The following is a 13,755-nucleotide window of genomic DNA, read 5'->3' as shown; positions in this document are numbered from 1 at the left end:
GTCCTTTATAATAGAAGAAAGGGACGGTAGCCGATGATGGACGAATGGCTGGAACAGCAATGGACGGATGCGGAGCTTGAACGCATGCGTGAATTCGTGATCTCGATGCATGAAACGCCTGGCATCGGATGGCAGTCGCTCTATCGCGCGATGCAAGCGGAGCTGTGGCGGGAGCCGGAGCTGGCGACCGCCCAGCTGGCCAGGCTGGGCATCCGGCAAGCGCCGGCCGCAGAAGCGGCTCGCCGCTGGAGAGAGCGGCATGTGCCGATTGGGGAAGGGGCTTTGCAAGGGCTTCTTGGTCGCAGGATGACGATCTTGGATGCGGAGTATCCACCGCTTCTTCAGCGCATCCCGCAGCCGCCTTGGGTGCTGTATGCCGTCGGCCGAATGGAGCTGCTGGAGCGTCCATGTCTGGCCGTCGTAGGCACGCGTGGACCGACCGCTTACGGGAGGCAGGCTGCGGCCAAGCTGAGCAGGGAGCTTGCCGCCGCCGGCTTCGCCATCGTCAGCGGCATGGCGCGCGGCATCGACGGCTTGTCCCATGAAGCCGCGCTCGATGCGGGAGGAGCGACGATCGCCGTGCTCGGCACGCCGGTCGACACCGCCTATCCTCCGGACAACCGAGCGCTGTACCGTCGGCTTTGCCGAGAGGGTCTCGTGCTGTCCGAGTTTCCGATCGGGACTCCCGTCAAGCCGGGGATGTTCCCGCAGCGCAACCGCATCATAGCCGGCTTGTCTCTCGGCACGATCGTCATCGAGGCGGCTGCGGCGAGCGGCTCGCTGATTACGGCGGATCAAGCGCTGGATATGAACCGAGAGGTTTTTGCGGTGCCGGGACCGATCCACTCGCCCAAAAGCATCGGCTGCAACGCCTTGATTCGAGATGGACGGGCGAAACTGGCGGACAGCTCGGAAACGATCGCGCGCGACTTCTCCCATCTTCAGCCGGCCAAGCCGCAGGCGTCCGCTCTTCCGGAGGAACCGCAGCTGAGCGCAGACGAGCAGTTCATCTACATGCTGCTGCGGGACGAGCCGCGCTCGGCGGACGAGCTGTTCGAGGCTTCCGGACTCGCTTTTGGACTTTTGCAAACAGTTCTGATAAATTTATGTTTAAAACGTAAGATTGAACTGCATCACGGTTCCATATATATGGCATTGTAAGCAGCTTGCGAAAGGAGGACGCCAACATGGCCGATTCACTTGTCATTGTCGAATCACCGGCAAAAGCGAAGACGATTGGCAAATACCTGGGAAGCAAATTTATCGTGAAAGCCTCGATGGGCCATATCCGCGATTTGCCGAAAAGCCAGATCGGCGTCGAAGTCGAGAACGATTTCAATCCCAAATACATTACGATCCGCGGCAAAGGCTCTGTTCTCAAGGAGTTGAAGGATGCCAGCAAAAAGGTCAAGCGCGTTTATCTCGCGGCTGACCCGGATCGCGAAGGCGAAGCGATCGCTTGGCATCTGGCGCATTACCTGGACTTGGACGAGACGGACGACTGCCGTGTCGTCTTCAACGAAATTACGAAGCAGGCCGTCAAGGACGCGTTCAAGACGCCGCGCAAGATCGACATGGATCTGGTCAACGCCCAGCAGGCGCGCCGCATCCTGGATCGTCTTGTCGGCTACAAGATCAGTCCGTTGTTATGGAAGAAGGTCAAGAAGGGCTTGTCTGCCGGTCGCGTCCAGTCGGTCGCGGTCAAGCTCATCAGCGACCGGGAGAACGAGATCGAGGCGTTCGAGCCGGTCGAGTATTGGTCCATCACGGCCGGACTGCAAAAGGGCAAGTCGGCCTTCGAAGCGAAGTTCCACAGCTACCGAGGAGACAAGTCGGAGCTCGGCAGCCAGGCTGAGGTCGACGTCGTGCTCGCGGCGATCAAGGGCCGCGATTTCACCGTGGCCGAGGTAAAGGAAAAGGAGCGGCTGCGGAATCCGGCTCCGCCGTTCATCACGAGCTCCTTGCAGCAGGAAGCGGCGCGCAAGCTCAGCTTCCGCGCTTCCAAGACGATGTCGGTCGCCCAGCAGCTGTACGAGGGCGTCGATCTCGGCAAGCAAGGCACGGCCGGTCTCATCACCTACATGCGTACGGACTCCACGCGGATCTCTCCAGTCGCCCAAGAAGAAGCGAAGGTCTATATCGTCGAGAAGTACGGACCGGAGTTCTACCCGGAGCAGCCGCGCGTCTATCTCAAGAAGAACGCCAACGCCCAGGATGCGCATGAAGCGATTCGTCCGACATCGATGGAGTGGGAGCCGGATGCGGTCAAGGAGTACTTGAGCCGCGACCAGTATCGGCTGTACAAGCTCGTCTGGGAACGCTTCGTCGCCAGCCAGATGAGCTCGGCCGTGCTCGATACGATGACGGTGGACCTGAACGCCGGCGAAGCCATGTTCCGCGCTTCGGGCTCCAAAGTCAAGTTCGCCGGATTCATGAAGGTCTATGTGGAAGGCAATGACGACGGCACCGCGGCGGACGAGGACAAGTTCCTGCCCGCATTGGCGGAGGGAGAAAGCTTGAAGGCCGAATCGATCGATCCGAAGCAGCACTTCACCCAGCCGCCGCCGCGCTATACGGAGGCGCGGCTCGTGCGCACGCTCGAGGAGCTGGGCATCGGCCGCCCGAGCACGTACGCGCCGACGCTGGAGACGATCCAGAAGCGCGGCTACGTGGCGATCGAGGAGAAGAAGTTCTTCCCGACCGAGCTTGGAGAGCTTGTCATCCAGCTCATGGAGGAGTTCTTCCCCGAGATTCTCGATGCGGAGTTCACCGCCCATATGGAAGGCGATCTCGACCATGTCGAAGAGGGCAAGGAGGACTGGGTTCGCGTGCTCGCCCAGTTCTATGAATCGTTCGAGAAGCGGCTCGAGGTCGCCGAGGAAGAAATGAAGGAAGTCGAGCTTCAGGACGAGGTGTCCGACGAAGTCTGCGAGAAATGCGGAAGCCCGATGGTGTACAAGATGGGCCGCTTCGGCAAGTTCCTCGCTTGCTCCGGTTTTCCGGACTGCCGCAACACGAAGCCGATCGTCAAGAACATCGGCGTCGCCTGCCCGAAATGCGCGGAAGGCCAGATCATCGAGCGCCGCAGCAAAAAAGGGCGCATCTTCTACGGCTGCGACCAATACCCGGGCTGCGACTATGTCTCGTGGGACCGTCCCGCCGGCAAGCCGTGCCCGGAATGCGGCAGCATGCTCGTCATCAAGCGCAACAAGAGCGGCGCCAGGTATCAATGTCCATCCTGCGACTTCAACGAAGAGCTGCCGGAGGATCAAGATCTCGGATAATCCAACAGCGGGAAGCGGAAAGCGGGCATCGGCTTTCCGCTTCCCTGCGGTTGTTCGGGCCGTTTTTGACTTTAGGAAAGAGAGGAATCGCACTTGTCATCCATTCCCCCAGTTACCGTCATCGGAGCCGGACTTGCAGGGAGCGAGGCCGCTTGGCAGATCGCATCCCAGGGCGTCGAAGTGAAGCTCTACGAAATGCGTCCGGTGAAGCAGACTCCCGCCCATCATACCGATAAATTCGCCGAGCTCGTCTGCAGCAACAGCTTGAGGGCGAACGGACTTTCCAACGCAGTCGGCGTCCTCAAGGAAGAAATGCGCCGAATGAACTCGCTCGTGCTGGCGGCGGCCGACCGCAACGCCGTGCCGGCCGGCGGAGCGCTCGCCGTCGATCGCGACGGGTTTTCCGGCGATATCACCGGCACGCTGCGCGAGCATCCCCTCGTTACGGTAGTCAACGAGGAGATCGCCGATATTCCGCAGGACGGCATTACGGTCGTCGCGACAGGACCGCTCACTGCGCCGAGCCTGTCCGCTCAGATCAAGGAGCTCATGGGCGAGGAATATTTTTATTTTTATGATGCTGCCGCTCCTATCGTCGAGAAAGATTCCATAGATATGGATAAGGTGTTCCTGGCCTCCCGCTACGATAAGGGGGAAGCCGCCTATCTGAATTGCCCGATGAACGAGGAAGAGTTCGAGCGCTTCCATGAGGCGCTCGTCTCGGCGGAGACGGCCGCGCTCAAGGACTTCGAGAAGGAAGTGTACTTCGAGGGCTGCATGCCGATCGAGGTGATGGCCCAGCGCGGCAAGCAGACGGTGCTGTTCGGCCCGATGAAGCCGGTAGGCCTCGTCGATCCGCGCACGGGCAAGCAGCCGCATGCGGTCATCCAGCTGCGTCAAGACAATGCCGCAGGCACGCTGTACAACCTGGTCGGCTTCCAGACGCATCTCAAATGGGGCGAGCAGAAGCGGGTGTTCTCGCTCATCCCCGGACTGGAGAACGCCGAATTCGTCCGCTATGGCGTCATGCACCGCAATACGTTCATCAACTCGCCGAAGCTGCTGGAGGCGACCTATCAATTCAAAGGACGGGAAAACCTGTTCTTCGCCGGCCAAATGACCGGGGTCGAGGGATACGTGGAGTCGGCCGCATCGGGCATGCTTGCCGGCATCAACGCCGGCCGTCTCGCGCGCAGGCTCGAACCGCTCGTGCTGCCGAAAGAGACGGCTCTCGGCAGCATGGCCCACTATATCACGACGGCCGACTTCCGCCACTTCCAACCGATGAACGCGAACTTCGGCTTGTTCCCTCCGCCGGAGCAGCGCATCCGCAACAAGAAGGAGAAAAACGAGCATATTGCGAGCCGCGCCTTGTCCTCCCTGGAGCAGTTCAAGCTGGAGCGGCTCGGCGGCGGCCACTAACACGGCAAGCCAAAGGAGGAATTGGACGTGGAGATGCAGTTTCACGCGACGACGATCTGCGCGGTGCGACATGACGGCAAAGGCGCGATCGCGGGCGACGGGCAGGTCACTTTCGGAAACAGCATGATTATGAAAGGGTCCGCCAAGAAGGTCAGGCGCCTCTACCGCGGCAAGGTCGTAGCGGGCTTCGCCGGATCGGTCGCGGATGCGATCACGCTGTTCGAGAAGTTCGAGAGCAAGCTGGAGGAGCATCACGGCAATCTACAGCGCTCCGCGGTCGAGCTGGCCAAGGAATGGCGATCAGACCGAGTGCTGCGTCGCCTGGAGGCGATGCTGCTCGTCATGGACGACACCGGACTGCTGCTCATCTCCGGAAACGGCGAGGTGATCGAGCCGGACGACGGCATCCTTGCGATCGGATCGGGAGGCAGCTTTGCCTTGGCTGCGGCCAGGGCGCTCAAGAAGCATGCTCCGAGCCTGAGCGCGCGCGAGATGGCTCAAGCGGCGCTGGAGACCGCTGCGGAGATTTGCGTGTTCACGAACCATAGCATCATTGTCGAAGAAGTCTAAGCCTGACCGGTCGTGCCGGAGCAGCTGTCCCCTACACGAAAAGGAGTGATCTCGGGTGAAGGAAGCCATGACCCCGCGTCAGATCGTCGCCGAGCTGGACAAATATATCGTCGGGCAGAAGCAGGCCAAGCGCTCTGTCGCTGTGGCGCTGCGCAACCGTTATCGGCGCAGCCGCCTCGAGGAGAGCTTGAGAGACGAGATCGTGCCGAAGAACATCCTCATGATCGGGCCGACCGGCGTCGGCAAGACGGAAATCGCGCGTCGGCTGGCCAAGCTGGTCCGAGCCCCGTTCGTCAAGGTCGAGGCGACGAAGTTCACGGAAGTCGGCTACGTCGGCCGCGACGTCGAAGCGATAATTCGCGATCTGGTCGAGGTGTCCATCCGCATGGTGAAAGCCGAGCGGATGGAAAAGGTCAAGGACAAAGCGGAGGAGCTGGCGAACGAGCGGCTCGTCGAGCTGCTTGAGCCGTCCCGCTCCAAGCCGAAGAACGGCAAAAATCCGCTGGAGATGCTGTTCGGCGGCGCTCGCGAGCCGGAGCCGGAGGACCGCTCGTCCGAGCCGGAGCTGGCGGCCAAGCGGCAAGCGGTCCGTGTCAAGCTGCAGGCCGGCGAGCTCGAGAAGGAAATGCTGGAGCTGGATGTGGAGGATACGTCGCCGAACATGCTGGATATGCTCGGCGGACAGGGCAACGACATGATGGGCATGAACATGCAGGAGATCATGGGCCAGTTCATGCCCAAGCGGACCAAGCGCCGCAAGCTGTCCGTCAAGGACGCGCGCAAGGTGCTGACCCAGGAGGAAGCCGCGAAGCTGATCGACATGGACGACGTGATCGCCGAGTCGGTCAGCCGCGCCGAGCAGTCCGGCATCGTATTCCTGGACGAGATCGACAAGATCGCGAGTCCGTCCAAAGGCTCCGGCCCGGACGTGTCGAGGGAAGGTGTGCAGCGGGACATCCTGCCGATCGTCGAAGGCTCGACGATCATGACCAAGTATGGCGCAGTCAAAACGGATTACATGCTCTTCATCGCGGCAGGCGCGTTCCACGTATCCAAGCCGGCGGATCTCATCCCGGAGCTTCAAGGACGCTTTCCCATCCGCGTCGAGCTGACCTCGCTCAGCCTCGAGGATTTCATCCAGATCCTCAAGGAGCCGAAAAACGCGCTGACCAAGCAGTATGCGGCGCTGCTGTCCACGGAGGGCATAGAGGTCACGTTTTCCGATGAGGCGATCGCCGAGCTGGCGTCCATCGCTGCGGAAGTGAACCGCAATACGGAAAATATCGGCGCAAGGCGCCTTCATACGATTCTGGAAAAGCTGCTGGAGGACTTGAGCTTCGAGGCGCCGGACATGACGCTCGAGAGCTTGAACATCACGCCGGAATACGTCAGAGAGAAGCTCGGCTCGATCGCTCAGAACCGCGATCTAAGCCAATACATTCTGTAGAGAAGCAGAGGGGTTCGGGGGGCAACCATACCAATGACTTTATTGACCAAGACAAGGACGCTCAATCGCCTGCTGCAGCGAGCGGCAGGCAAGGCGCTGAACTTCAGGGAAATGGCAGAGGTGCTAAGCACGGTCATTCAAGCCAACGTATTCGTCGTCAGCCGCAGGGGCAAAATTCTCGGCTGCGCGGCGGTCGATCGATTCGATCATGAGCAGTTCCGCAGCATGGCGGCGGATGAACCGCGCTTTCCCGCCGACAGCAACAGCCGGTTTCTGATCATGAGCGAGCCGGCGACCAATGTCGAGCCAGATCCAGGCATCTCGTCCGTCTTTCCGTTCATGGGGACGCAGGAGATCATGAGCGTCGTACCGGTGACGGGCGGCGGGGACCGGTTGGGGACGGTCGTCCTCTCCCGGCCGAGCGGAGCGTTCGATGACGACGATCTCATCCTGGCCGAATACGGATCGACGATCGTCGGAATGGAGATTCTGCGCGAGCGGGCGGAAGAACTGGCCCTCGAGGCCAGAAGCCGGGCCGTCGTCGCCGTCGCGATGGGTTCCCTGTCATTCAGCGAGCTGGAGGCGGTCGAGCATATTTTCGACGAGCTCGAGGCGAAGGAAGGCCTGCTCGTCGCATCGAAGATCGCAGACCGGGTCGGAATTACTAGATCCGTCATCGTAAACGCGCTACGCAAACTTGAAAGCGCCGGAGTTATCGAAACGCGATCGCTTGGGATGAAAGGGACCTATATCCGCATCCTGAATCATCAACTTTTGGAAGAATTAAGCAAATTAAAGAATTGAATACAGGACGAAAGACCCAAAAAAGCCCTATCTTCATATAAAGATAGGGCTTTTTTCTCATTGTAATAAATATGGAAATTTAGGAAGATAAGCGTGTCGGCAAATCTCGACATTGAATTCTCATTTTTTTAATTTTCGATGTCGAAGAAAGAAGGATTGTCGAAAGAAATGTGGAATATCAAGTTATAGATAACGTCGTAGAAAGTGGTGAAGAGGCGTTGAATGTCTTGGGAGGCGCGGATTTCAGCAGGCTGGTCGGCGCGATGCGGGCTGCCGAATCCAGACAGCAGGTGATTTCAAACAACATTTCCAATGCGGAAACTCCGTTTTTCAAACGCTCGGAGCTCGTGTTCGAAGAGTTGCTGGCAGACCAGCTTGGGACGTCAGAAAGAAGGACTTTAGACCTAAAAAAAATCAATGAGAGACATCTTCCGGCAGGCCTCGGGACCCATATTCCGACTCCGCTTCTCGTGACGGATGAAACTTCCGTCATGAACAACAACGGCAGCAATGTCGATGTGGAAAGGGAAATGGCGCTGCAGGCCAAAAACCAGTTGAAATACAATTCCTACGTCCAGCAGATCAATCATGAGATTGCGATGATGCGGACTGCCATGGACGGGAGGGGATAAGCGATGAAGCTGAGCAACGGATTCGATATCAGCGCCTCCGCGCTGACGGCCCAGCGGCTGAGGATGGATGTCATCTCCTCCAATATCGCCAATGCCGAGACGACGCGCGGCTCTTTCGTCGACGGGCAGTTCCAGCCTTACAAGCGCAAGATGGTCGTGCTGGAGCCGATGAAAAACGGAAGCTTCGACTCCATGCTGCGCAGCGAGATGGGCGAGGCGGGCAAAGGCGTGAAAGCGACACGGATCGTGGAGGACCAGTCGCCGGAGAAGCTTGTCTATAACCCGAGCCATCCGGATGCGGACGCGAGCGGTTATGTCAGGATGCCCAACGTCGACGTCATGAAAGAAATGGTCGATATGATCTCGGCTTCGAGAGCTTACGAGGCAAACGTGACGGCGCTGAACGCGACGAAGGCCATGTTTGTCAAGGCGCTTGAAATCGGAAAGTAAGCCGGGCATGATCCCGTCGAAACAGGATGGAGGAGGAAACGTACGATGATTCAGCCGATCGCCCTCTCGCAGGTGAACCAGCCGGCATCGATCGCCCAGGCGTCCAAGCCTGCGGCCGGAAGTCCGAGCGAGCTTACCGAAAGCTTTGCAAGCATGCTCAAAAACGCGATCGACGGAGCAAGCGCGCAGGAGAATGCCGTACATAAGGTCAACAATGAGTATTTGATTGGCCAAACGGACATCTCGCAGGTCATGATCGTCTCGCAGCAAGCGCAGCTGAACCTGCAGCTCGTCACGCAGGTCCGGAACAAAGCGGTGGAGGCTTATCAGGAAATCATGCGCATGCAAATCTAGGATCTGCCTGAGGGTACAGCAATCTGCGGGGTGAAAACGTGAATGAAACGATAGCCCGATATAGCGCATCGGTGAAGAATTATTGGGGCGCGATGGGGAAAAGGCAGAAAATCTGGCTCGGCGCCACGCTCGGCGTGCTGGTCATCACCATAATCCTGCTGACGTCGATCTTGAGCAAGACGCAATACGAGACGGTATTCAACGAGCTGGATACGACGGATGCGCAAGCCATCATGAATTATCTGGACAGCAGCAGTGTCGCCTACAAGCTCGAAAACGGCGGCAGCTCGATCGCGGTGCCGAGCAGCGAGGCGGATCGGGTCCGCGTAGGAGCGGGATCGCAAGGCCTCGTCCAAAACGGCTCGATCGGCTTCGAGGCATTCAGTGCAAGCTCGTCGCAATTCGGCATGACGGACAACGAGTTCAATGTCCGCTATAAAAACGCGCTTAACGGCGAAATCCAGCAGCTCCTGAACGCGATGCAAGGCGTCTCCTCCACGAAAGTGGTCGTGAATCTGCCGAAGGAGAGCGTCTTCGCGCAAACCGAAGATGAGTCCGGAGCAAGCGCCTCCGTCGTCATGAAATTCAAGCCGGGCTTCCGCCCGAGTCAGGATGAGATCGACGGGTACTTCAATCTGGTCAAAACCTCCGTGCCTAACCTGATGGCAGAGAACATCACGATCACGAGCCCGCAAGGCGAGCTCGCCCCCTCCGACAAAGCGGGCGGCGTCCTCGGCAATTCGGGAAGCGCGGATTCGCTCTTCCAGATCAAGAAGAAATATGAGGCGGAGCTGAAACGCACGATCGAACAATTCCTCGGGCCGATGCTCGGGAGCGAGAACCTCGTCGTCAGCGTCACCAGCAGCCTGAACTTCGACCAAACGAATCGGGTCGAGGATCTCGTCAAGCCGCTGGACGACAACGGCAACAACGGAATCATCATCAGCCAGCAGGAAACGACCGAAAGCTCCGAAGGCTCGTCGGGACAGCCTGGAGGCATCGCGGGCACGGGCGAGACGGATGTGCCGAACTACTCCTCGTCCTCGACGGGGTCAAGCACCTCCGAAAGAAGCGACCGCACGACCAACTACGACGTGAACCGCATCAAGAATACCGTCGTCGGCGGTCCTTATGCGGTAAAGGATCTCAGCATCAGCGTAGGGCTGCCCACTACCTTATTAAACCAGGAAACGCAGGATCAAATCACCCAGTATCTGACTTCTTTCGTCCGGTCGCAATTGATCGATTCCGGCCAGGATGTAACCAATGACGAGCTGATCTCCAAAAAAGTTGCGGTCATCGGCCAGAACTTCGCCGAAGCGGCTTCGCCGTCCGGCGCGGCAGGGCTGTCCGGAGCCTGGTGGGCAGCGATCGGAGTCGCGGCAGCGGCGCTCGCGGCAGGCATCATCTTCGCGATCCGCAAAAGACGGCAGAATGCGGCCGCAGAAATGATCGAGGAGCTGCCACCGCGAGTCGAGTATCCTTCGATCAATCTGGACAGCGTCAACAACGACAGTCAGGTGCGCAAAAATCTGGAAACTCTCGCCAAGCGTAAGCCGGATGAATTCGTCAATCTGCTCCGCACGTGGCTTGTAGAAGAATAGGAGGGCTCATGCGATGTCAAAATCGATGCAGGCCCTGACCGGGCGACAAAAAGCAGCCATTCTCCTCATTACGCTCGGCCCTGAGGTGTCCGCTCAGATCTTCAAGAATTTGAGAGAGGAAGAGATCGAGCAGCTGACGCTAGAGATCGCGAACGTCCGCAAGGTCGACAGCTCGGAGCGCGACCAGATCATGAGCGAGTTTTACCAGATTTGCCTGGCTCAGGAGTATATCTCTCAAGGCGGCATCGCTTACGCGAAGGACATTCTCGAAAAAGCGCTCGGCTCGCAGAAAGCACAGGAAGTGCTGAGCCGCCTGACAGCGACGCTGCAGGTTCGGCCGTTCGACTTCGCCCGCAAGGCGGAGCCGACGCAGATCCTCAACTTCATCCAGAACGAGAATCCGCAGACGATCGCGCTCGTGCTGTCCTATCTGCAGCCGGATCAAGCGTCGCACATCCTTTCCTCGCTGCCGCAGGACAAGCAGGCGGATGTCGCCCGCAGGGTCGCCTTGATGGACAGCACCTCGCCGGACGTCATCGCCCAGGTCGAGCGCGTGCTCGAGCAGAAGCTTTCGGCGACGGTCACGCAGGATTACACGAATGCCGGCGGCATCGATTCGATCGTGCAGATCCTGAATGGCGTCGATCGCGGCACCGAGCGGACGATCCTCGACTCGCTCGAGATCCAGGACCCGGAGCTTGCGGAGGAGATCAAGAAGCGGATGTTCGTCTTCGAGGACATCGTCAGCATCGACAACCGCTCGATCCAGCGCATCATCCGCGACATCGAGAACGCGGACCTGCAGCTCGCGCTCAAGGTCGCGAGCGAGGAGGTCAGAGAAGCGATCTTCCGCAACATGTCCAAGCGGATGGCCGAGACGTTCAAGGAAGAGATGGAATTCATGGGTCCGGTGCGGCTGCGTGACGTCGAAGAAGCTCAGACCCGCATCGTAGCGACGATCCGCAGGCTGGAAGAAGCCGGAGACATCATCATCGCCCGCGGCGGAGGAGATGACATCATTGTCTAATCTCATCAAATCTTCCTATGTCCGGCCCAAGGGCGGCATTCAGCCGCTCGACCGATTCTATGTCCGTGCCGGCCTGTCGGCGCCTCTCCCAACGGGCGACGGCGAGGCGGGCGAAGCGCTTCTGCCGCAGCCTACCCTCGACGAGGCGACGGATCGGCTGCGAAGGCAGGTGCTGGACGACGCCCGCAGCGTTGCCGACGACACCATCGCGGATGCGGCGCGAAAATCAGCCGAGGTGCTGGATCAGGCCCAGCGCGAACTGGATGAATGGTGGCATGCGAGACGAGCGGACGACGACCGTCTGGTCGAAGAGGTTCGAGCGGCAGCCTACGAAGCCGGATTTCAGTCAGGCCGCGACGAAGCCGAGAAGCAGCTGCGCGAAGAGTGGGAGCAGCGCATCCAGGAGGCGTCGAGCATTTTGGAATCATCCTACGCCATGAGAGAGCAGATCATCCAGGAAGCGGAGCCCTTTCTCATCGAGCTGAGCTGCGCGATCGCCGAGAAGCTTGTCGGCAGGCAGCTGACGCTTGAGCCCGACTGGGCGGCGGAGCTTGTCAAAAAGGCGCTCTCCCGCCGCAAGGAGCACGGCGTCATCGTGCTCTGCGTCGCGCCGGCGCAGCTGGCTGCCGTCCAGGCGGCGCGGGACGAGCTCGAGCTGTCGATCGATTCGCAGGCCGAGCTGCAGATACTGCCCGATGCCAGCGTAAAAGATCACGGCTGCGTCATCCGCTCCGCTTTCGGCAGCATCGATGCCCGGATCGATACGCAGCTTGCCGAGATCAAGCGCGAGCTCGTGCAGCTGGCGCAGCAGCGGGAGAGCCAGGAGGCGGCTTCATGAGCAAGCTTGAGGCATCCCGCTATATCGAGCATCTCGGCGGCATCGATCCGGTGCGGGTCAACGGCAAAGTGACGCAAGTGATCGGACTGACGATCGAGAGCGAAGGGCCGGATGCGAGCATCGGAGACGTCTGTCAAATCTATCCGGGTAAGGGAGCGCCGCCGCTGCTGGCCGAGGTCGTCGGCTTCCGCGACAACCGTCTCGTGCTCATGCCGCTTGGCGAGCTCAACGCCATCGGCCCCGGCTGCGACGTCGTCGGGACCGGCAAGCCGCTTACGGTGCAGGTCGGCTCGGAGCTGCTGGGCAAGGTGCTTGACGGCCTGGGCCGGCCGCTGGACGGGAGCTTCATCCCCAGCCGGATGGTGCGCTACCCGACGACGGCACCGCCGAGCAACCCGCTGTTCCGTCCGCGCGTGAAGGAGCCGCTAGGCATCGGGATTCGGGCGATCGACGGGCTGCTGACGGTCGGACAAGGCCAGCGGGTCGGCATCTTCGCCGGATCGGGCGTCGGCAAGAGCACGCTGCTCGGCATGATCGCCCGCAATACGGCGGCCGACGTGAACGTCATCGCGCTCATCGGCGAACGGGGCCGGGAGGTGCTCGAGTTCATCGAGAAGGATCTCGGTCCCGAAGGGCTTGCCCGCTCGGTCGTCATCGTCGCGACATCGGATCAGCCGGCGCTGATCCGGATCAAGGGCGCCGTCATCGCGACGACGATCGCCGAATACTTCCGAGACCGCGGCTTGAACGTCATGCTCATGATGGACTCGGTGACGCGATATGCGATGGCGCAGCGTGAAGTCGGGCTGGCCATCGGCGAGCCGCCTGCGACGAGAGGCTATACGCCATCCGTGTTCGCAGGTCTGCCGAAGCTGCTGGAGCGAGCCGGCACGGGGCCGAGCGGGTCGATCACCGCTTTTTATACGGTGCTCGTGGACGGGGACGACATGAACGAGCCGGTGGCGGATGCGGTGCGGGGCATATTGGACGGACATATCGTGCTGAGCCGGGATCTCGCGCACAAAGGACATTTTCCGGCGATCGACGTGCTGAGTTCGGTGAGCCGCGTCATGAACGAGATCGTCGTCGAGCGCCACAAGCAGGCGGCGACGGCGCTCAAGCGCATGCTCGCTGTCTATAGAGATTCGGAGGACCTCATCCATATCGGGGCGTACCAGAGCGGGTCCAACGCCGATATCGACGAGGCGGTCGCGCAGATGGACTTCATCCAGAGCTTCACCCGGCAGCGGACAGACGAAAAGGACGACTTCGATGAGACCGTCCGACAGCTGACGGATCACTTCACTAGGAGCTGAACGAACC

The 13,755-nt window shown here is 60.0% G+C and carries 13 protein-coding genes; all 13 read left to right on the top strand.

Annotated elements, in window-relative coordinates:
• The first annotated feature begins 33 nt into the window (after positions 1 to 33).
• The 13 genes from dprA to fliI all read left to right on the top strand — a co-directional run bounded on the left by dprA (position 34) and on the right by fliI (position 13,748).
• Positions 34 to 1,161, top strand: coding sequence for a DNA-processing protein DprA (gene dprA / locus HGI30_RS12475; protein WP_235680118.1), 1,128 nt, complete (start codon positions 34 to 36; stop codon positions 1,159 to 1,161).
• A gap of 26 nt (positions 1,162 to 1,187) precedes the next feature.
• Positions 1,188 to 3,284: a type I DNA topoisomerase gene (gene topA, locus HGI30_RS12470; protein ID WP_168907860.1), complete on the top strand. Its 2,097-nt coding sequence runs from the start codon at positions 1,188 to 1,190 to the stop codon at positions 3,282 to 3,284.
• Between the two features lie 93 nt (positions 3,285 to 3,377).
• On the top strand, positions 3,378 to 4,706 hold the full coding sequence (gene trmFO, locus HGI30_RS12465; RefSeq protein ID WP_168907859.1) for an FADH(2)-oxidizing methylenetetrahydrofolate--tRNA-(uracil(54)-C(5))-methyltransferase TrmFO: 1,329 nt from the start codon (positions 3,378 to 3,380) through the stop codon (positions 4,704 to 4,706).
• 27 nt (positions 4,707 to 4,733) lie between these two features.
• The gene (gene hslV, locus HGI30_RS12460) at positions 4,734 to 5,276 is read left to right on the top strand and encodes an ATP-dependent protease subunit HslV (RefSeq protein WP_328805104.1); all 543 of its coding nucleotides are present in this window, start codon (positions 4,734 to 4,736) and stop codon (positions 5,274 to 5,276) included.
• 67 nt (positions 5,277 to 5,343) lie between these two features.
• The gene (hslU, locus tag HGI30_RS12455) at positions 5,344 to 6,723 is read left to right on the top strand and encodes an ATP-dependent protease ATPase subunit HslU (protein ID WP_168909858.1); all 1,380 of its coding nucleotides are present in this window, start codon (positions 5,344 to 5,346) and stop codon (positions 6,721 to 6,723) included.
• A gap of 33 nt (positions 6,724 to 6,756) precedes the next feature.
• On the top strand, positions 6,757 to 7,527 hold the full coding sequence (gene codY / locus HGI30_RS12450) for a GTP-sensing pleiotropic transcriptional regulator CodY (protein ID WP_168907858.1): 771 nt from the start codon (positions 6,757 to 6,759) through the stop codon (positions 7,525 to 7,527).
• 218 nt (positions 7,528 to 7,745) lie between these two features.
• The gene (gene flgB / locus HGI30_RS12445) at positions 7,746 to 8,159 is read left to right on the top strand and encodes a flagellar basal body rod protein FlgB (RefSeq protein ID WP_168909857.1); all 414 of its coding nucleotides are present in this window, start codon (positions 7,746 to 7,748) and stop codon (positions 8,157 to 8,159) included.
• Positions 8,160 to 8,162: 3 nt separating this feature from the next.
• Positions 8,163 to 8,609: a flagellar basal body rod protein FlgC gene (gene flgC / locus HGI30_RS12440; protein ID WP_168907857.1), complete on the top strand. Its 447-nt coding sequence runs from the start codon at positions 8,163 to 8,165 to the stop codon at positions 8,607 to 8,609.
• Positions 8,610 to 8,654: 45 nt separating this feature from the next.
• Complete coding sequence (gene fliE / locus HGI30_RS12435) at positions 8,655 to 8,963, top strand: flagellar hook-basal body complex protein FliE (RefSeq protein ID WP_168907856.1); 309 nt, start codon at positions 8,655 to 8,657, stop codon at positions 8,961 to 8,963.
• Between the two features lie 38 nt (positions 8,964 to 9,001).
• Positions 9,002 to 10,567, top strand: coding sequence for a flagellar basal-body MS-ring/collar protein FliF (fliF, locus tag HGI30_RS12430; RefSeq protein ID WP_168907855.1), 1,566 nt, complete (start codon positions 9,002 to 9,004; stop codon positions 10,565 to 10,567).
• 13 nt (positions 10,568 to 10,580) lie between these two features.
• The gene (fliG, locus tag HGI30_RS12425; RefSeq protein WP_168907854.1) at positions 10,581 to 11,594 is read left to right on the top strand and encodes a flagellar motor switch protein FliG; all 1,014 of its coding nucleotides are present in this window, start codon (positions 10,581 to 10,583) and stop codon (positions 11,592 to 11,594) included.
• Entirely contained in the window at positions 11,587 to 12,432 is an 846-nt protein-coding gene (locus HGI30_RS12420; RefSeq protein ID WP_235680117.1) for a FliH/SctL family protein, read from the top strand. Before fliG ends, HGI30_RS12420 begins: the two co-directional genes overlap by 8 nt.
• Entirely contained in the window at positions 12,429 to 13,748 is a 1,320-nt protein-coding gene (fliI, locus tag HGI30_RS12415; protein WP_168907852.1) for a flagellar protein export ATPase FliI, read from the top strand. The genes HGI30_RS12420 and fliI overlap by 4 nt, the downstream gene beginning before the upstream one ends.
• Positions 13,749 to 13,755 lie beyond the last annotated feature (7 nt).

The sequence above is a fragment of the Paenibacillus albicereus genome (assembly GCF_012676905.1).
Taxonomy (GTDB): domain Bacteria; phylum Bacillota; class Bacilli; order Paenibacillales; family Paenibacillaceae; genus Paenibacillus_O; species Paenibacillus_O albicereus.
The sequence above is the reverse complement of the archived record's forward strand: the minus strand, read 5'-3'. Positions and strand labels throughout refer to the sequence as shown.

Excerpts from the sequence above, each read along its gene's own strand:
- dprA (WP_235680118.1), top strand. The coding sequence starts at position 34 with ATGATGGACGAATGGCTGGAACAGCAATGGACGGATGCGGAGCTTGAA.
- topA (WP_168907860.1), top strand. The coding sequence starts at position 1,188 with ATGGCCGATTCACTTGTCATTGTCGAATCACCGGCAAAAGCGAAGACG.
- hslU (WP_168909858.1), top strand. The coding sequence starts at position 5,344 with ATGACCCCGCGTCAGATCGTCGCCGAGCTGGACAAATATATCGTCGGG.
- codY (WP_168907858.1), top strand. The coding sequence starts at position 6,757 with ATGACTTTATTGACCAAGACAAGGACGCTCAATCGCCTGCTGCAGCGA.
- flgC (WP_168907857.1), top strand. The coding sequence starts at position 8,163 with ATGAAGCTGAGCAACGGATTCGATATCAGCGCCTCCGCGCTGACGGCC.
- fliE (WP_168907856.1), top strand. The coding sequence starts at position 8,655 with ATGATTCAGCCGATCGCCCTCTCGCAGGTGAACCAGCCGGCATCGATC.
- fliG (WP_168907854.1), top strand. The coding sequence starts at position 10,581 with ATGTCAAAATCGATGCAGGCCCTGACCGGGCGACAAAAAGCAGCCATT.
- fliI (WP_168907852.1), top strand. The coding sequence starts at position 12,429 with ATGAGCAAGCTTGAGGCATCCCGCTATATCGAGCATCTCGGCGGCATC.